The sequence below is a fragment of the Hydrogenophaga sp. L76 genome (genome assembly GCF_057654755.1).
In genome coordinates this window covers 1,039,720-1,057,429 of the sequence record NZ_CM172807.1, presented here as the reverse complement: position 1 = coordinate 1,057,429, position 17,710 = coordinate 1,039,720, and the positions used below count along the sequence as shown (strand labels likewise).

18 protein-coding genes, 2 tRNA genes and 1 pseudogene are annotated in these 17,710 nt (G+C 65.2%); 1 reads left to right on the top strand and 20 read right to left on the bottom strand.

Annotated features, from left to right (window positions below; all coding sequences use genetic code 11):
- Positions 1–61 precede the first annotated feature (61 nt).
- The 13 genes from cobJ to istA form a co-directional block, all read right to left on the bottom strand.
- Entirely contained in the window at positions 62–1,051 is a 990-nt protein-coding gene (gene cobJ / locus AC23D4_RS05030) for a precorrin-3B C(17)-methyltransferase (protein WP_472890502.1), read from the bottom strand.
- Positions 1,048–1,857 carry a CbtA family protein gene (locus AC23D4_RS05025; RefSeq protein ID WP_472890503.1) on the bottom strand — a complete coding sequence of 270 codons (810 nt, stop codon included), beginning with the start codon at positions 1,855–1,857 and terminating at the stop codon, positions 1,048–1,050. Before AC23D4_RS05025 ends, cobJ begins: the two co-directional genes overlap by 4 nt.
- A 155-nt stretch (positions 1,858–2,012) precedes the next feature.
- Entirely contained in the window at positions 2,013–2,204 is a 192-nt protein-coding gene (locus AC23D4_RS05020; RefSeq protein ID WP_472890504.1) for a CbtB domain-containing protein, read from the bottom strand.
- Positions 2,201–2,653: a cobalamin biosynthesis protein gene (locus AC23D4_RS05015; protein WP_472890505.1), complete on the bottom strand. Its 453-nt coding sequence runs from the start codon at positions 2,651–2,653 to the stop codon at positions 2,201–2,203. The genes AC23D4_RS05020 and AC23D4_RS05015 overlap by 4 nt, the downstream gene beginning before the upstream one ends.
- Entirely contained in the window at positions 2,650–3,402 is a 753-nt protein-coding gene (locus tag AC23D4_RS05010) for a cobalamin biosynthesis central domain-containing protein (protein ID WP_472890506.1), read from the bottom strand. The genes AC23D4_RS05015 and AC23D4_RS05010 overlap by 4 nt, the downstream gene beginning before the upstream one ends.
- Complete coding sequence (cobI, locus tag AC23D4_RS05005) at positions 3,399–4,193, bottom strand: precorrin-2 C(20)-methyltransferase (RefSeq protein ID WP_472890507.1); 795 nt, start codon at positions 4,191–4,193, stop codon at positions 3,399–3,401. Before cobI ends, AC23D4_RS05010 begins: the two co-directional genes overlap by 4 nt.
- Entirely contained in the window at positions 4,190–5,491 is a 1,302-nt protein-coding gene (gene cbiE, locus AC23D4_RS05000) for a precorrin-6y C5,15-methyltransferase (decarboxylating) subunit CbiE (protein ID WP_472890508.1), read from the bottom strand. Before cbiE ends, cobI begins: the two co-directional genes overlap by 4 nt.
- Positions 5,488–6,597 carry a cobalt-precorrin-5B (C(1))-methyltransferase gene (locus AC23D4_RS04995; RefSeq protein WP_472890509.1) on the bottom strand — a complete coding sequence of 370 codons (1,110 nt, stop codon included), beginning with the start codon at positions 6,595–6,597 and terminating at the stop codon, positions 5,488–5,490. The genes cbiE and AC23D4_RS04995 overlap by 4 nt, the downstream gene beginning before the upstream one ends.
- Positions 6,594–7,301, bottom strand: coding sequence for a precorrin-8X methylmutase (locus AC23D4_RS04990; RefSeq protein WP_487623700.1), 708 nt, complete (start codon positions 7,299–7,301; stop codon positions 6,594–6,596). Before AC23D4_RS04990 ends, AC23D4_RS04995 begins: the two co-directional genes overlap by 4 nt.
- Positions 7,264–8,199 (bottom strand): sirohydrochlorin chelatase, encoded by a 936-nt coding sequence (locus tag AC23D4_RS04985; protein WP_472890510.1) that lies wholly within the window; start codon positions 8,197–8,199, stop codon positions 7,264–7,266. Before AC23D4_RS04985 ends, AC23D4_RS04990 begins: the two co-directional genes overlap by 38 nt.
- Positions 8,196–8,993 (bottom strand): cobalt-precorrin-4/precorrin-4 C(11)-methyltransferase, encoded by a 798-nt coding sequence (locus AC23D4_RS04980; RefSeq protein WP_487623699.1) that lies wholly within the window; start codon positions 8,991–8,993, stop codon positions 8,196–8,198. The genes AC23D4_RS04985 and AC23D4_RS04980 overlap by 4 nt, the downstream gene beginning before the upstream one ends.
- Before the next feature lie 14 nt (positions 8,994–9,007).
- Positions 9,008–9,829, bottom strand: a complete 822-nt coding sequence (gene istB / locus AC23D4_RS04975) for an IS21-like element ISThsp19 family helper ATPase IstB (RefSeq protein WP_487623626.1) — start codon at positions 9,827–9,829, stop codon at positions 9,008–9,010.
- Positions 9,819–11,363 (bottom strand): IS21 family transposase, encoded by a 1,545-nt coding sequence (istA, locus tag AC23D4_RS04970; RefSeq protein WP_487623627.1) that lies wholly within the window; start codon positions 11,361–11,363, stop codon positions 9,819–9,821. Before istA ends, istB begins: the two co-directional genes overlap by 11 nt.
- Positions 11,364–11,481: 118 nt before the next feature.
- Here istA and AC23D4_RS04965 point away from each other — a divergent pair.
- A pseudogene (locus tag AC23D4_RS04965) lies at positions 11,482–11,769 on the top strand (ATP-binding protein); the annotation flags it as partial.
- Between the two features lie 356 nt (positions 11,770–12,125).
- On the opposite strand, the gene AC23D4_RS04960 reads toward AC23D4_RS04965, so the two are convergent.
- The 7 genes from AC23D4_RS04960 to AC23D4_RS04930 all read right to left on the bottom strand — a co-directional run bounded on the left by AC23D4_RS04960 (position 12,126) and on the right by AC23D4_RS04930 (position 17,707).
- Positions 12,126–12,199: transfer RNA gene (locus AC23D4_RS04960), tRNA-Arg, on the bottom strand.
- Between the two features lie 172 nt (positions 12,200–12,371).
- Positions 12,372–12,448 (bottom strand) — tRNA-Pro (locus tag AC23D4_RS04955).
- Between the two features lie 57 nt (positions 12,449–12,505).
- The gene (locus AC23D4_RS04950) at positions 12,506–13,210 is read right to left on the bottom strand and encodes a glutathione binding-like protein (protein WP_472890537.1); all 705 of its coding nucleotides are present in this window, start codon (positions 13,208–13,210) and stop codon (positions 12,506–12,508) included.
- A gap of 367 nt (positions 13,211–13,577) precedes the next feature.
- Positions 13,578–14,837, bottom strand: coding sequence for an acyl-CoA dehydrogenase family protein (locus tag AC23D4_RS04945; RefSeq protein ID WP_472890536.1), 1,260 nt, complete (start codon positions 14,835–14,837; stop codon positions 13,578–13,580).
- A 64-nt stretch (positions 14,838–14,901) separates the two neighbouring features.
- Positions 14,902–15,987 (bottom strand): phosphotransferase family protein, encoded by a 1,086-nt coding sequence (locus tag AC23D4_RS04940; RefSeq protein WP_472890535.1) that lies wholly within the window; start codon positions 15,985–15,987, stop codon positions 14,902–14,904.
- 79 nt (positions 15,988–16,066) lie between these two features.
- A complete protein-coding gene (locus AC23D4_RS04935) occupies positions 16,067–16,786 on the bottom strand; it encodes a Crp/Fnr family transcriptional regulator (protein WP_472890534.1) in 720 nt (239 codons plus the stop codon).
- 141 nt (positions 16,787–16,927) lie between these two features.
- On the bottom strand, positions 16,928–17,707 hold the full coding sequence (locus tag AC23D4_RS04930; RefSeq protein WP_472890533.1) for an oxepin-CoA hydrolase, alternative type: 780 nt from the start codon (positions 17,705–17,707) through the stop codon (positions 16,928–16,930).
- Between the last annotated feature and the right edge of the window lie 3 nt (positions 17,708–17,710).

Below are 17,710 nucleotides of genomic sequence, written 5' to 3'. Positions count from 1 at the left end.
TGGCATCAGGTTGTGGTTGGCATAGTCTGATTAGGGGCGAAGTGCCGCTAGCGGGAGCACGTTATTCGGCCTGATCCTCTGCATCCGCCGATGCGGCAAGCCCTTCCTCGACTGTTGTGTTCAGCACGGCTTCGACGTAGTCCACTGGCAGCTGATGCTTTTGCGCCAGCGCGGCCAAGCTCGCGCCATCGGCATGGTCGGCACGCAGATTCTCCATCCAGCCCAGCAGGCCGGTGGAGAGCGAGCGTCCTGCTTTCTCGCCCGTGCGGGTGCTGCCGCCGTCGTCCAGGTTGTATTTGTTGGCGTAACCGCGCGGCGTGACCATCAGCCCGTGCTGGACGAAGGTGTGGCTGTTGCCGATCAGCACCGTGGTCAGCATGCCGATGTCGCACTCACTCATCTTGTCCAGCGTGGTGAACTCGATGCGCTGGCGCCGCCGATAGGCCGACTTGACCACTGCCACCGGCGTGTCGTGTCGGCGGTGCCGCAAGAACAGCGTCTGCGCCTGCACGATCTGCTGGGTGCGGCGGCCGCTCTTGGGGTTGTAGAGCGCCACCACGAAGTCCGACGCCGCGACCGCGTCCAGCCGCCGCGCGATCACCGGCCAAGGCGTGAGCAGGTCGCTCAGCGAAATGGAGCAAAAGTCGTGCGTAAGCGGCGCCCCAACCAGCGCCGCGCAGGCGTTGATGGCCGACGCGCCTGGCACGACCTCGACCTGCACGTCCGAATCGGGCGTCCAACCGGCCTGGAACAGCACCTCGTAGGTCGGTCCTGCCATGCCGTACACCCCGGCGTCGCCACTGGAGATGAGGGCCACCTTCTTACCCTCTCGGGCGCTGGCGAGGGCATGGACCGCGCGGTCAAGCTCCTCGGTCATGCCCTTGCGGATGATTTCCTTGCCCTCCAGAAGATCGGCCACGAGCTTGATATAGGTGACGTAACCCACCACCACATCGGCCTCTACAATTGCTTCGCGCGCGCGCTGGGTCATGTGATCGTGGCTGCCGGGACCGATGCCCACCAGCATGATCTTGCCTTTGACGTCGCTCATTGCGGGGCTTTCATAGCGGAGGCATGGCCTGCATCCGAGCGCTCCAGCAAGGCCGCTACGGCGGGGCGCAGCCAGCGCTGGAAGGCCAGACCGGCCAACGCGCCCATGCTCACCCAGAACGACAGCGACAACCAGGTGGTGGCCCAGATGAACTGGCTGCCCAGCTGGCGCAGCGCCACCTGGGCCTCACCCGTGAAACCGGCCAGCGGGTCGGCCATGATGTGCGGCGCGCCGACCACGAAGGGCAGCGCCAGCCAGCCGACTGCTGCGGCCCAGCGCAGGGGGGTGCGCAATAGCGCCACCGACGCGCAGGCCAGCGCCGCGGCTCCCGCCGCGAGCACCCACCAGCCCTGGCGCGAACCCAGCCGGGCGGCGTCCATGCCGGGAATCTCGGCGTGCAGACCTATCGAAGGCCAGAAGTGAAAGCTCAGCCAACCAGCGGCGGCCACCCAAGCGGCCAGTGGCAAGGCGCGCAGGGTGGTGCCGCGCCATTGGCACACTGCCATCACCGCCAACACCAGCAGCGCCATGCTGAACGCGTGCAGCACATGGGCCACCCAACTCCAGAGCTGGCGCTCCACCCCTTCAGCGGGCGCCCATGCTTCGGCGTCTCCATGGTCGTGCGCCGCACCGTCCGCGTGTGCGTGCGTGTCGGCAACGGCCAATGCAGTCTCCACCTTCTGGCTTTCGAACCCCTCAGCCGCCAAGATGATCGGCATGGTCTGCCATTGCTGCAGGCCAGTTTGCAGGCCCCCCACCAGCATGGCCACGGCCAGCGCCGCCCAGATCAATCGTCGAAAAATCATGAAACTCTCCATATACAGATAGGTGGCAACCCGTCGGCCGCGCGATCCGAAACGCCCTAGTTGCCCCAACCGGGAACGCGGTGGAGCCGGCTTTGCCGGGCCACACGCGTTGCCCCCTTGAGGGGGTCGCGCGAAGCGCGGCGGGGGTGACTCTCTTAATGACAGGGTTTGACCGTGACGTGGCGCACATCGTGCGCGGCGTTGTGCGCGATGGGGCTTTCAGCAAAAGCCACGCCGTACAGGACGACCAGGCCCAGCGCGGCACCAGCGGACAGTTGCAGCAGCAGGCTACGCGTGGCGCTCACGCGCTGGGCGGCGGCGATGGGGGCGGTGGTGGATGAATTCATGGCGTGCTCCATTCAGGGTTGAGAAAAAGAAAACTGTCACAGCGGGCAATGGAAACCGTGGCGTGGCGCCCATCGGCGCCACGGTATTTGAATTTTTCGACCAGCAAGGCGGTCATAGGCAAAGCCTGTTCATGGCCCAGCGCTCGGGCGCCTGCCAGCAGGGCCGCGGCCTCGCTGACCGAGGGCGTGCCGGTGTACTGGCGCACGGTCTCCGACGGGTTGGGCACCGGCACCTCGGCGAGCTGGGCAGGGGCGTAGAACGCCATGGCCCAGCCTTGTTCGGCGGCCAGGGCGAGCAGGCCCGCTTCGTCAGCCTTGAGCGTGATGCTGGCCGCTGCCACCACATCCGGGGCCAACGCCCCGGCCTGCGCGAGCGCCGCCCGCAGCGCGTCCTGCAGCGTGACCAGCGGCGTGCCGCGGTCGCAACCCAGGCCCACGGCCACGTTCACGCCTGCGTCTCCACCGGCGGGCGGTAAACGACCAGGCGCTCGTGCAGCTCGGCCCAGTGCGCGTCCGTCACAGGCGCGTGGGTGATCCACAGCACAGCCTTGAAGTGCGCCAGGTCCACGTCGGCCAGGCGCTCGAAGCGGTGGATGCTGGATGGCAGCGGCGTAGGGCGGGTCCACCAGTGCGGGCTGCCCGCTTCCTGCACCACGGCAACAGGCTCTCCGTTGACCACGTGGGCCGACACGCGGGTGATATTGATCTTGGGCGCCTCGACCTTCCAACCCAGTTCGCGGCCCAGGATGTCCACGGGGATGGTCTTGCCCACGTCCGAGGCGGTCGTCACCACGGGTGTGGCGCCGAGCAGGGCGGCCACGGTTTCGGACATGGCGTTTGCACCGCCCACATGGCCCGACAGCACCGGGATCACGAACTGCGCCGCGTCGTCCACCACCAGCACGCCGGGGTCCTCGTCTTTGCTCTTGAGATGGGGCGCGATCAGGCGAACCACGGCACCCAGCGACACAAAGAAAACCACCTGGTCGAAGTCTGCGAACAGTGTGGCGATCTCGTCGCGGAAAGCGCCGCTGTAGGATTTCACCGTATTGGGCAGGCCTGCCATCAGCGGCGAGAACTTGTCCGCCACGCACACGCCGGCGCCGGGCATCTGGCGCGCCAGTTCGGCGGCCTGCTGGGCTCCGTGTTTGGTGATCGCCACGAGGACGACGCGCACAGCGGTTTCGGGGGTGATCATTCCTGGGTTTCCTCTTCTTCGATTTCGGTGCTGGTTTTTTTGCGGCAGCCACGCTGCATTTCGCCGCGCTCGCGTCCGGGGTTCTTCACCAGCAGCAGCGACAGGTAGTTGACCTTCGTGCCTTTGAGCTCGATCACGTCGGTGACGATTCGCTCCAATGGCGAGCCGGCCTTTTCGATGAAGCGGCTGTGCGGCAGCAGGTCGCGCCGCTCCAGCAGGTCGATCAGATCGTCCAGCAGCGGCTTGACCTTCATCAGCACCAGGGTGTCGAAGTCGGCCAGCATCTTCTCCACTGCCGCGATGCCGTAGGCAGCGGGCACGATGGCGATGGTGTCGTCCTGCTCGGAGAGCGGCACCTGCAACCGCGCGCAGGCGGCGTTGAACGAGGTCACACCGGGCACGATCTCGATGCGGGCATCGTCGTCCAGTTCGCGCAGCACGCGGGCCAAGTAACAGAAGCTGGCGTAGGTGGAGGCATCGCCTTCGACCAGAAACAGCACGTCCTGCCCGCTGGCCAGCAGCTCGCGCACCGTCTCGGCCGCCTTCAACCAGTGGCGCGCCAGCTTTTCGGCGTCGTGCGTCATCGGGAACAGCAACGATTGGTGCCGCTCGGGCAAGGACAGGCCGGCGCGGAACGCGATGTCCAGCGCGTAGCTCTCTTTGCGCAGGCTGCGCACCGGGTAGGTCCAGATGGTGTCGCACCGTTCCAGCAACGCCCAGGCGCGGCGGGTGATCAGGCCCGGGTCGCCGGGGCCGAGGGAGACGCCAAACAGCGTGCCAGCTTGCGTCATGCCACACCTCCGGCCTGCGCGCAGACGATCCACACCGGGTTCTCCGCCGCCATGCGGTGCATGTGTAGGATCGGCTTGCTGCGCGAGGCCTGCAGCTGCAGCACGTCCCAGGTCGCGCGCTGCTCTTTCAATGCGGCCACGGCCACCCCCAGGTTTTCAATCGTCACGAAGTTCATCACCAGCCAGCCCTGCGGTTTCAGGCGTTGGAGGACCAGCGTGATCAACTCGGCCAGCTCACCGCCCGAACCGCCCACGAACACCGCGTCCGGGTCGGCCCAGTCCTGCAGGCCCTCGGGCGCTTTGCCATGCAGCAGGGTGTGGTTGCTGATGCCCATGGCCAGGCGGTTGCGCTGTACGATGGCTGCGTCGTCCGCGTTCTTCTCGATCGCGTACACATGGCCGTTTCGGCACAGGCGTGCCGCCTCCAGTCCGACCGAGCCCGAACCCGCACCGATGTCCCAGACCACGCTGTCGGCGCGCAGTTGCAGACGTGCCAGCGATACGGCCCGCACCTCGTGCTTGGTGATCAACCCCTTCTCGGGGTGGCGCTGCTCGAAGCTCGCGTCTGGCAGGCCCAGCAGCACCTGCGGCGCGCGCAGGCGGCTGCGCCACAGCAGCACGACGTTGGGGTCGGCAAAGGGCATCTGCGCAGCCGCGCCGATGGCCATGCCGCTGACGATGCGCTCTGTGGACTGGCAAAGGCGTTCGGCCACCGCCATCTCGAAGTCATCGGCCAGACCCTCGGCCACCAGCATGCGGGCGATGCGGTCTGGCGTGTTGTCCGGGCTGGTCAGGATGGCCAGGCGGTCGTGCTGGCGGATGTCGCGCAGCAGCGCGTACAGGCCGTGACCGGGCGGCGAACCTGGCACCCAGTCGCCTGCGTCCTTGCTGTGCACGGACGAGAACTTCATGTCCTGCCAGGGAAGGCCCAGGCGGGCGCAAGCCAGTTGCAGTGTCGAGACATTGGGAATGACCTCAATTGTCTCGATGCACAGCCGCGACGCCAGGAAGGCAGCGATACCGTGGCACAGCGGATCGCCCGTGGCGAGCACCACCACACGCTGGCCCTGGGTCTGTGCGGCGCGGATCCACTCGGGCACCTGTGACAGCGCACCGGTCAGGTCGCGCTGGACCGCAGCGGGCTCTATGTGCGCCGCGAACATCTGCAGCGTGCGGGCGCCACCAATCACCAGTTGGGCCGCTCTCAGATGCTCCAGCGCCTTGGCGCCAAGGCTGACGATCCCATCGTCCAGCACGCCGAGGATTCGGCATTTTTCAATCACAGGGTCAAGGGTCAAGAAGCCTCCGCTATTTTTTTGCCATCGAAATCGCAGACCAGCACCTGCAGTTCAAATTGGTCGGGGTAGCGCGTGCGCAGGGTCTCGATCACCTTGCGTGCCAGCGCGGTGTGAAACGCGGTGCCCAAGCCCAGCGCATCCATGCGTTCACCGGCGTAGCGCGCCGTTTCGTTGCCGCGAATGGCCTCGCAGACGTCGGGCGGCGCGCCAACGCCGGCAGCCAGATCGGCCAGCAGACCGGTGTCAACCTCGGCGCGCCCCGCGTGGGTGATCGTTTCGCCTTGGGCGATCTTGGTCAGCTTGCCGACCATGCCGCCAATGACGACCTTTTTCAACCCGGCCTTCACCGCCGCGCCCATGGCGTAACGCAAAAAGTCGCCCATCTGCACGAACGCCGGCTCGGGCAGCTCGGGCATTTCTTCCATCACGAACTTCTCGGTGCGCCCGCCGGTAGTCAGCACCACCACGCCGTGGCCCAGGGTGCCCGCCACCTGCACACCTTGCACCACGCTGGCGCGGTAGGCGGCGGTGGAATACGGCTTGACGATGCCGGTGGTGCCCAGAATGGAAATGCCACCCAGGATGCCCAGGCGCGCGTTCAGCGTCTTCTTCGCCATCACCTCGCCCTGCGGCACCGAAATGCGCACCTCCAGGCCCGTCTCGTCCAGCAGGCCCTGCCCCACCAAGCGCACATTGGCCTCGATGTTGCGGCGGGGGACCGGATTGATGGCCGGGCCACCCACCGCCAGGCCGAGGCCGGGCATGGTGACAGTGCCGACGCCGACACCGCCCGCCAGCACCACCTGGCCGGGCTGCTCGGGCAGCAAGCGCAAGTCGGCAGTGAGGTGCGCCTTGTCGGTGCAGTCCGGGTCGTCGCCTGCGTCCTTGATCACCATGGCGTGGGCGGTCCGTTGGGTGCCGCTGCCCTCCACCCGGCCGTCCTGAACGGCGAAGGTCACCCGGTCGCCATTGGGCAGCAGGCACTCGACCTCGCCAGGCACCGCACCCGTGACCAAGCCGATGGCGGCCGCGCGCGCCGCCGCAGCGGAACACGCACCGGTCGTGAAACCGGTGCGGGTGCCGCGGGGCGCGTCTTTTTTCATCATGCGGCCAGCTCCCTGGCTTCGGCCAGGCCCAGCAGCGCGTGGATCGCGGCGACCACCAGGGTGGAGCCGCCCTTGCGGCCACGGATCACGATCCAGGGCACCTCGGTCTCCAGCGCCATCAGATCCTTGGACTCTGCCGCCGACACAAAGCCCACAGGCATACCCACTACCAGCGAAGGGCGCACGCCCTCATCCCGGATCAGGCGCACGATCTCGATCAGCGCCGTGGGCGCGTTGCCGATGCCGACGATGGCACCGTCGATCAGGCCCAGTCGGTGTGCCTTGCGCATGGCCTGCACCGCGCGGGTCGTGCCCTCGGCCTTGGCCTGCTCGATCACGTCCGGGTCTGAGATGAACTGGTGCGTGCCCATGCCGAAGTGGCCCAGGCGCGGCGCCGATAGGCCGACACAGATCATCTCCACGTCGGCCACCACGCGGGTCGCCCGCGACAGGATCGCGGCCAGCCCCTGCTCCACCGCCTGGGGGTGGAAGTCGGTCAGGCCGTTGAAGTCGAAATCGGCGTTCGCGTGGATCATGCGACGCACGATGGGCCACTGCCCGGGCGTGTAGCAGTGCGAGAGCACCTCGCGGTCGATCACGGCAAACGAGTCGTGCTCGATGGCACGGCCAGCGGCGGTGAGCTGCTCGGTGACGACGTTGGCCGTATCAGGCGCGGGCATGGTCATGGGGGTGCTCGTGGTCATGGGCATGCGCGTGTTCAGGTGCGTGGGGGTGCTCATGCGGGTGAGCATGGTCGTGCGCGTCGTCGTGGTGGTGCCCGCCCATGCCGTGTTCTTCGGCAAAGCTGCGGTACTTGCAGCCGTCGCAAGGCATCAGCGCGACCGGCGCGTTGCGCCGCATGTCGTTTACGCGCTGCTCCAGCAACTCGAAAATTTCCTTCTCGAACCCGAAATACTTGGTGGAGGCAAAACGCAACATCGGGTACTGACTCTTGAGGTGTTCTACCTGGCGGGTGATGCGTTCCACCAACGTGCCGTTAAACAGGTAATACGGCAACACCACCACCTGCTTCATCCCCAGCAGGCTCTGGCGCTGCACAGTTTTTTCCAGACGGGGGTGGGTGATGCCGGTGAACGCGAGGTCCACCAGCTCGTGGTCGGTTTCCTCCAGCAGCCAGCGCGCCATCTTGGCCATGTCGCCGTTGGCTTGGCGGTCCGACGAACCGCGCCCCAGCACCACCACGCCGGTAGTGGTGGGGTCAGGCATGTCGAGCGCCTGCATCGCGCCCTTGAGGCGGCGGCGCAGGATGGCGAGGATCGGGTCGCAGGCGCTCAGGTGCGGCGCATACAGGAACTGCACCAGCGGGAACTTGAGGCGGGCGCCGTCGATGGCCTGAGGGATGTCCATCTTCACGTGGCCCGCCGCGTTCAGGATCAGCGGCACCACCATCACGCGGCTGGCACCGGTGGCGGCACGCCTCAGGCCTTCGCTCATGGTGATCTCGGAGAACTCGATGAAGCAGACCTCGATGCGCCAGCCCGGCTGGCGCTGGCGCCACTGCTCGGCGAAGGCAAAGATTTCGTCGTTGCCCGAGGCTTCACGTGAGCCGTGGCCCACCAGCAGAATGGTTTCAGTGTTCATCGAACGTCCGATGTGAGGGTTGAAGCGGGCACGCTGGCGCGCCGGAAACGGTGGGTGAAACTGGCGTCGTACAGCTTGGACTTGGCCAGGGTGGTCCATTGCCTGGCCCCCAGCGTCGGGCTGGCGATCACCATGGACTGGCTGGCGATTTTTGCGTCGCGGCACAGGGCCTGGATGGTGACGACCGTGCCGCGCACGATTTTTTCTTCGCCCGGCCAGCTGGCCTTGTGCACCACCACCACGGGTGCGTCGGGCGACCAGCCCGCCGCCAGCAACTCGGCCGACACCTTGCCCAGCAAGGTGATGCTCAGGAAGATGCACAGCGTGCTGTGGTGCGCCGCCAGTTCGCGCAGCGATTCACCCTCGGGCATGGGCGTGCGGCCCTCGACGCGGGTGAAGATCACGGTCTGCGTCACCTCGGGCAGCGTCAAGCTTTCCACCGCCGCGGCCGCGCTGGCCATGGCCGACGACACGCCCGGCACCACCTGGATGGTGACGCCCGCCGCGTCCAGCGGCTGCACCAGCTCGATCAGCGCGCCGTACAGGCCAGGATCGCCGGTCTGTAGCCGCACGACGGTGTCGCAGCGGGTGGCGTGCTCGATCAGCCAAGCCTGTCGGCGCCGATCCAAATTTGAGCCACCGTGCCGACTGAATATTGAGCCAGGGGTGGAAGCCGACTTTTGTGGGGTCGGCTGTGGATAAGTGTAGGTGCTGTCCTGGTTCGGCGATCTCCTTGTTGTTGTGTTGAAGGCGCTGTGCAAGCCGCGCAGGGCGTAGCCTGTAGCGGCTTGCACAGCACGGCACTTGCTCAGAATGGGTCGGGCTCAGCCTGCGTCGAGGTATTCTTTCGCGCCTGCTCGCGGGCCTTGATACGCTTCTTGGCTGCAGCTGTGCTGCGACTGAAACGGATCGACTCGTTGCCTGTCTCCACGATGTGGCAGTGGTGAGTGAGACGGTCCAGCAGCGCGGTGGTCATCTTCGCGTCGCCGAACACGCTGGACCATTCTGCGAAGTCCAGGTTGGTCGTGATCATCACGCTGGTGTGTTCGTACAGCTTGCTCAGCAGGTGGAACAGCAACGCCCCGCCGGCCTGGCTGAACGGCAGATAGCCCAGCTCGTCCAGAATGACCAGGTCCATGCGCAGCAGGCTGGCTGCGATGCGCCCGGCCTTGCCTTGGGCCTTCTCCTGCTCCAGTGCGTTGACCAGATCGACCGTGGAGTAGAAGCGCACCCGCTTGCCGTGCCGGGTGATGCCCGAGACGCCCATGGCCGTGGCCAGATGGGTCTTGCCTGTGCCCGGCCCGCCCACCAGCACCACGTTGTGCGCCTCGTCGGTGAAGGCCGTGGTGGCCAGAGTCTCCACCAGCTTGCGGTCCACCGGCGAGACCTCGAAGTCAAAGCCCGCCATGTCGCGGTGCACCGGGAACTTCGCCGCGTGCATCTGGTGGCTGACCGAGCGCATCGCGCGGTCCGTGCCCTCGGCCTGCAACAGGTGCTCGATCAGCCAGCGCGAGGACTCGATGCCCACACCGCCTCCCTTACCACCCCCTTGCTCGACCAGATCGGCCCACGCCCCGGCCATGCCGTGCAGGCGCAGTGCCTTGAGTTCGACCAGCACATCAGTCTTCATGGCCGGCTCCTTCGGTGGTCACTCCCACAATGTTGCCCACGGTGTCCGAACGCAGGCTGTCGTAGCGAGCCGTGTTCGCCAGCGGCGGCGTGCTCACCTTCAACAGTGTGGCCGCCGTGGGCGGTATCGGCTGCGCGTTGAGCCGGTTCAGCACGTTGACCACATGCTCCACGCTGACCTTGCCCGGTGGACCGCTCTCCAGTGCCAGCTCGATGGCCACCAGCACCGCGTCCAGACCGGCGCTGAGCACAATGGCCAGCACCTGCGCCATCACCCGGTCGCCACCCGGGTTGCGCAGCAGCCCTCGGCGCAGCCGCTGCAGGGCCTCGGGCATGTCGGCAAAGGGCGCGCCGTTCCTCAGGGCACCGGGCTTCCTCTGCAGCAGCGGGATGTAGTGCTGCCAGTCGTACCGGGTCTCGCCCGCGTTGCTCAGCCGCTCGTGGCGCGCCACGATGGTGTCGTCGGCCACGATGGCCACGCTGCCCGGGTACAGCCGTGTGCTGACCAACTGGCCGACCCGTTCGCACGGCACGGAATATCGGTTGCGCGCCACCGACACCAGGCAGGTGCTGGAGACCCGCGCGGGTTTCTCGACGTAGCCGTCGAACGGCACCGGCATGGGCATGAGGTGCGCGCGCTCGTGTTCGAGCATCTCGGCCACGCTGAACTGGGTGTGCTCGGGGTGGCGCACCTCGTCCCACAGCGCGCGGCAGCGCTGGCCCAGCCAGGCGTTGAGTTCGGTGAAGCTGCCGAACTTGATCTTGGCCGCGTCGATCCAGATGCGCCGACGGCTGTCCTGCACGTTCTTCTCCACCACCCCTTTCTCCCAGCCGCTGGCCACGTTGCAGAAGTCCGGGTCGTACAGGTAGTGCGCGCACATGGTGGCAAAGCGCTCGTTGACGATGCGACCCTTGCCCTTCTTGACCTTGTCTACAGCGGTCTTCATGTTGTCGTAGATGCCGCGTCGGGCCACACCGCCGAGTGCCGCGAACGACCGGGTGTGGGCATCGAACAGCATCTCGTGGCCCTGGCTGGGGTAGGCCACCAGCCAGAAGGCCCGTGAAGCACACAGCTTCATGTGTGAGACCTGCACCCGGTAGTAGATGCCACCGATCACCATGCCTTCCTCGCTCCAGTCGAACTGGAAGGCCTCGCCCAGCTCGAAGGTCAGCGGCACGAAGGCGTTGCCCGCAGACCCCTGACCCTCGCTCTGGCGCCATGCCCGGATGAAGTCGGTCACTCGCGTGTACCCGCCCTCGTAGCCCGCGCGCCTGATCTCGGCGTACAGCGCCTTGGCCGTGCGCCGCTCGTGCTTGGGCCGACGTGCATCGGCCTTCAAGGCCTGCCTGAGTGCGTCATGGAACGCCGTGAGTTTGCTGGGCTGTTCGCCGCGCCGGTACTTCGGCGGGCCGTCCACCTCGCCGTGCAACCACTTCGCCACCGTGTTGCGCGAGAGCCCTGTCATGCGCGATATCTCGCGCTCCGATTTGTTCTTCCGGGCATGCAAATGCCGGATCCTGCCAATCATGTCCATGGTGATCACTCCTTGTCCTCTGCTGCACATAAAAACAGCAGAGTAGGTTGTTCACCTGGCTCAGTTTTGGGTCGGCACTACCCTCAAAAGTGGCTCAGTTTTCGGTCGGCGCCAACACCACCTGATCTCCAAGCTCTACGAGCGCACCAGCATACTGATCACGACCAACCTGAGCTTCGGGGAATGGAGCCAGGTGTTCGGCGACGCGAAGATGACGACGGCGCTGCTGGACCGGCTGACCCACCACTGCCACATCGTGGAGACAGGCAATGAAAGCTGGCGGTTCAAACACTCCAGCGCTGCAGCAAAGACAGGCCCGAGAAAGAAGCCCCGGACGGCCCAGAACGGCACGACTGAGAAAGGAGAAGCCGATGCACCAGCGGTAGACTTATCCACAGACGCGTAGCTCGGCTACACCCCAACAGGTGGGGTCAATATTGGATGGAAAGCCGGGGTCAGGATTGCGTGGAATTCAACATTGACGGTGTTCTTTGGATCGTTGCGGAGCGCATGAGCAAACGCATCGAAGGCCGCAACGGGCTTGCCGTCCGGCCCCAGCAAGACCCAAGTTGGACGGCCTTTTACCGTCCTTTCTCGAAGGCTGACGTTCCTGTACATAACAGTCTAAGCATGCAACTGGAACGAAGATAGCCGTCATCGACCAAATATGCAACCATCTTGCACACTACAAAGACCCCCCAACGCTCGTCTGGAAAGAAGCAAGGAAGAGATCGAGAGTAGCGCTCTCATTGGAGAAAAGTGTGCGGCGTAAGGGAATCGAACCCCTGACCTGCGGTTTAGAAGACCGCTGCTCTATCCAACTGAGCTAACGCCACGCAGAGGTTGATCCGGACATATTGTAATACGCAACTACAAAAACCCGAAATAAGAACCCCCGACCTGCTGCTTAGAAGGCAGCTGCTCTATCCGGTTGAGCTACGGGCAGATGATGCCGGTCTGCTGATACAAAAAAGGCCCACAGAGTGGGCCTTTTTGTTTTTCGATGAATGGTCGGAGCGGCGGGATTCGAACTCGCGACCCTCTGCTCCCAAAGCAGATGCGCTACCAGGCTGCGCTACGCTCCGACTAAGCTGTCGAGTATACCCTGCGAAAAGAGGTGCCCCGGCGGATGCGGCCGGGATTCATCGTTTTTTGTACTGATCTTTTCCAAACAGCGCATCGCGCGCACGGTCGTCGGTGAGGGGTTTGCGGGCGTCGGCCAGCACGGCGACGCCGCGCTGGACGGCGGGCCGCGCTGCGATGCGGTCAAACCAGTTCTTGAGCCTGGGGAAATCGGCCCAGTCGATGCCCTGGTTCTGCCAGCTGCGCAGCCAGGGGAAGATGGCGATGTCGGCCACGGTGTACTGGTTGCCGGCGATGAATTTGCGGCTGCTCAGTTGTTTGTCCATCACACCATACAGACGCTTGGCCTCGTTGGTGTAGCGGTCCACGGCATAGCCGATCTTCTCGGGCGCGTAGATGCGGAAATGGTGCGCCTGGCCGAGCATGGGGCCCACACCACCCATCTGGAACATCAACCACTGCAGGACTTCAAACTTTTGTCGGTCCGTTCGCGGCAGCAGCTTGCCGGTCTTGGCTGCCAGGTACAGCAGGATGGCGCCCGATTCGAACAGGCTGATGGGTTTGCCATCAGGGCCAACGGGATCCACCAGGGCGGGGATCTTGTTGTTGGGGCTGATCCTCAGGAACTCGGACTGGAACTGGTCGCCTTGCCCGATATTGACGGGATGGACCTGCCAGTCGCGACCCAGACGCAGCCCGCATTCCTCCAGCATGATGTGGACTTTGTGCCCGTTGGGTGTGGGCCATGAATAGACATCGATCATTTCAGGTGCTTTCTATTTGGGGGAGCCGACAACTTCTGCACTTTACGGGAGTTCGTTGCGCCATGTTTGAACGACTGAAGAATGCCTTGCGTGCCGGTTCGACCAAGTTGGAACTCGACGGGTTGACTCAGTGGGTCACCGAGCACATGCTGGCCTACCGGGCTCCGGGCTCCGGGCTCCGGGCTCCGGGCTCCGGGCTCCGGGCTCCGGGCCAGGGCCGTGGGGGCAGGGGGTGTGCTGGAAGGTCACCTGCTGGATCGACCGGGCGACAGTCCCTCCGTACGCTATGCACGGGATGTTTTTGAACACCTCAGCGCCCGCGCGCTGCACCTGTTTGCGCAGCTGAGGTTTTGACTGGCGCGAGGGATCAGCAACCGCGCGTGACGGGCATCTCTACGTCGCTCTTGACGACCATGTGTTTGGCCAGTTCCAGCTTGGCGATCGACTGGCGGTGCACCTCGTCCGGGCCATCGGCCAGGCGCAGCGTGCGCTGGTTGGCGTAGCTGTAGGCGAGCGGGAAATCGTCGCTCACGCCACCGCCGCCGTGGGCCTGGATCGCCATGTCGATGATGTCGCAGGCCATGTTGGGTGCCACCACCTTGATCATCGCGATCTCGGCCTTGGCCACCTTGTTGCCCACGGTGTCCATCATGTAGGCCGCCTTGAGCGTGAGCAGGCGCGCCATTTCGATGCGGCAACGCGCATCGGCAATGCGCTCGTGCCACACCGACTGCGCCGACACCGGTTTGCCGAAGGCCACGCGGCTGTTGAGCCGTTTGCACATGAGTTCGAGCGCGCGTTCGGCGGCGCCGATGGAGCGCATGCAGTGGTGGATGCGGCCCGGGCCGAGGCGGCCTTGCGCGATCTCGAAACCGCGGCCTTCACCCAGCAAGAGGTTGTCCACGGGCACGCGCACGTCCTTGAGAAGCACTTCCATGTGGCCGTGTGGAGCGTCGTCGTAGCCGAACACGGAGAGCGGGCGCACCACGGTGATGCCCTTGGCGTTGGACGGCACCACGATCATGGATTGCTGCGAATGGCGCGCAGCGTCGGGGTTGGTCTTGCCCATGACGATGTAGACCGCACAGCGCGGATCGCCCGCGCCCGACGACCACCACTTGAGACCATTGATCACGTACTCGTCGCCGTCGCGAACGATGCTGCACTGGATGTTGGTCGCGTCCGATGAGGCCACCATGGGCTCGGTCATCAGGAAGGCGGAGCGGAATTCACCCTTCAGCAGCGGTTCGAGCCACTGGTCTTTCAACGATTCGCTGGCGTAGCGTTCCAGCGTTTCCATGTTGCCGGTGTCCGGCGCGGAGCAGTTGAACACTTCGGCCGCGAACGGTACGCGGCCCATGATTTCACACAAAGGCGCGTATTCCAGATTGGTCAGGCCCTCAGGTGCCCGCGGGCTGCTCGGCAGGAACAGGTTCCACAGACCGGCCGCCCGGGCCTTGGGCTTGAGTTCTTCAATGATCGTGGTCGGAATCCAGGCGTTGCCCTTGGCCCGGTTGGCAGCGATCTCGGCGAAGAAGCGGCCTTCGTTCGGGTAGATGTGCTCGTCCATGAACGCCAGCAGGCGCTCGCGCATGTCTTTGACTTTGTCGGTGTAATCGAAGTTCATCGGGTGGTCCTTGGATGCAGTCGAAGCTGGTGGGTTGGAAGGGGTGGGTGAAAGCCGTTGTTGGTCAAGCCTGCAACGCGAAGCGCCAGGCCAACTCGGCCAGCGGCCGGGCGCCGGCAGCGGATGAAACGGCCTGTGCGCTGGAGGCGGTGCCGGTTTCGACCCGTTTCGCGATCCCTTGCAGGATGGCGGCGAGGCGGAACAGGTTGTAGGCGAGGTAAAAGTTCCAGTCGGCCTTGAGTTGCGCTGGCGTGGCGAAGCCGGTGCGTTCGCAGTAGAGCGCGATGTAGTCGTCTTCGGTGGGGATGCCCAGGGCCTGCACGTCGAGTCCACCGATGCCGCGGAACGCGCCGGGTGGAATGTGCCAGGCCATGCAGTGGTAGCTGAAGTCGGCCAGCGGATGGCCCAGGGTGGAGAGCTCCCAGTCCAGTACCGCGAGCACGCGCGGCTCGCTGGGGTGGAACATCAGGTTGTCGAGCCGGTAGTCGCCGTGCACCACCGACACCATGGATTCGTCGCGTGCCATGGCCGGGATGTTCCGGGGCAGCCATTCCATCAGCTGGTCCATCTCGGGGATCGGCTGCGTGATCGAGGCCACGTACTGTTTGCTCCAGCGACCGATCTGGCGTTCGAAGTAGTTGCCCGGTTTGCCGTAGCCATCAAGGCCGATGGCCATCGGATCCACCCTGTGCAGCGCGGCCATGACGCGGTTCATCTCGTTGTAGATGGCGCCTCGCTGCTCGCGGCTCATGCCGGGCAGGGACTGGTCCCACATCACCCGGCCTTCGACACACTCCATCACATAAAAGGCGCGGCCGATCACCGTTTCGTCTTCACACAGCGCGTGCATCTGCGCGACCGGCACACCGCTGCCGTGCAGCGCGCTCATGACGCGGAACTCGCGCTCGATCGCATGGGCCGAGGGCAGCAGCTTCGCCACCGGGCCGGGTTTGGCGCGCATGACGTACGCGCGCTTCGGCGTGATCAGCTTGTAGGTCGGGTTGGACTGGCCGCCCTTGAACATCTCCACGGTGAGCGGACCGGTGAAGCCGTCGACGTGGGTCGCGAGCCAATCCTGCAGGGCAGGCACGTCGAAAGCGTGCTGTTCGGACACCGGGCGGGTGCCGGTGAAGTTCTGGGTATCGCTCATGCGAGGGGTCTCACTCGTTGGGGTAGGGCGCGACCCTGCGCGGTGGGGCGCGGTGCGCCCTTCGCCTGAACCCGCTGGTTCAGTTCTCGGCTTCGGCTATGCGCATCAGCATGTCGCGGTTGCGCACCACCAGACCACCCTGTTCGATGCGGATCGCTTCCTCGCGCTCCATCGACTTGAGTTCCTGGTTGACGCGCTGGCGCGATGCGCCCAGCAGCTGGGCCAGTTCTTCCTGTGCCAGCTGCAGGCCGATGCGCATTTCGCTGCCGTCGGACAAGCAAGGCACGCCGTAACTGCGCACGAGGTGCAGCAACTGCTTGGCCAGCCGCGCACGCAAGGGCAGGGTGTTGAGGTCTTCCACCAGACCGAACAGGGTGCGGATGCGCCGCGCCTGCAGCCGCATCAGCGCTTCGTAGAGCTCCACATGGGTGCTCAGGATCTTCTGGAAATCGTTGCGGGCCACGCAGAGCAGTGTGGTCGGTCCGTGTGCATAGGCATCGTGCGTGCGCTGGTCGCCGTCGAACATGGCCACATCGCCGAACCACACACCCGGCTCGACGTAGGTCAGCGTGATCTGCTTGCCCGAGAGCGAGGTCGAGCTCACACGCACCGCGCCCTTGGCAACCGCCGTCCATTCGGTGGGTGGGTCGCCGCGGGCGACGATGAGGTCGCTGTCCTTGAATCGCTTGACGTAGGCGCATCGGAGTATGTCGTGACGCAGGGAAGGAGAAAGGCTGCTGAACCAGCGACCACTGTTGATCGCCTCGCGTTCTTCCATTGTCAGAATCGGTTCGTCCATCGGCTGTCTTATGAGTGACTGAATTGACTGGCATTGTCGCCACTGGGACCCTGCGCCCGCATCAGGGTTTGCGTGACACCTGTCCCGCAGGTGTCCTTTTGTGTCATGGCCCATGGCACTGCTGGCCATGGCCCACGGGTGTCAGCGGTAGTTTGCTGGGCGCTTTTCGAGAAAGGCTGCGATGCCTTCGCCGGCGTTGGCGTGGTGCAGGCAACGCACGAAGTGATCGCGCTCGGCACTCAGCTGCGCGTGCAGTGAAACCGTCAGTGCGTCGTTGGCCAGTTCCTTGATGCTGGCGAGCGCGTTGGGGGCCCGGGAGTTGAGCCGTTCTGCCGCGGCCAGCGCACAGGCCAGCGCTTCGCCGGGCGCACTCACTTGGGTGATCACGCCCAAGGCATGCAGACGGGTGGCATCCATGCGCTCGCCGCCCATCAGGAGCTGCAGTGCGGTGGCGCGAGGCAGGGCACGCATGAGGCTCCAGGTGGCACCACCGTCAGGCGACAGACCCACGTTGCTGTAGGCCATGACAAACACGCTGTTGTGCGCGGCAACGATCAGGTCGCAGGCCAGTGCGAGCGAGAAACCCGCGCCCGCACACGATCCCTCCACGGCGGCGAGCACCGGCTTCGGAAACACGCGGATGCTCTCGATCCAGTTGTGCAGACCTTCGATGCTCTGCGCCTGGACTTCGGGGGGTTGTTGCCGGTTGGCCATCAGGCGCTGCAGGTTGCCACCAGCGCAGAAATGGCTGCCTTCACCTGTGATGACCACGCTGCGCACGTCCGTGTTGTTTTCGGCCACGCTCAGCGCCTCCACACCGGCGGCGTAGATGTCCGGGCCCAGCGCGTTGCGGTGTTCGGGATTGCTGATGGTCAGCACCATGGTCTGGCCATGGCTGTGGCTTTTGAGGCTGGCGGTCATGCG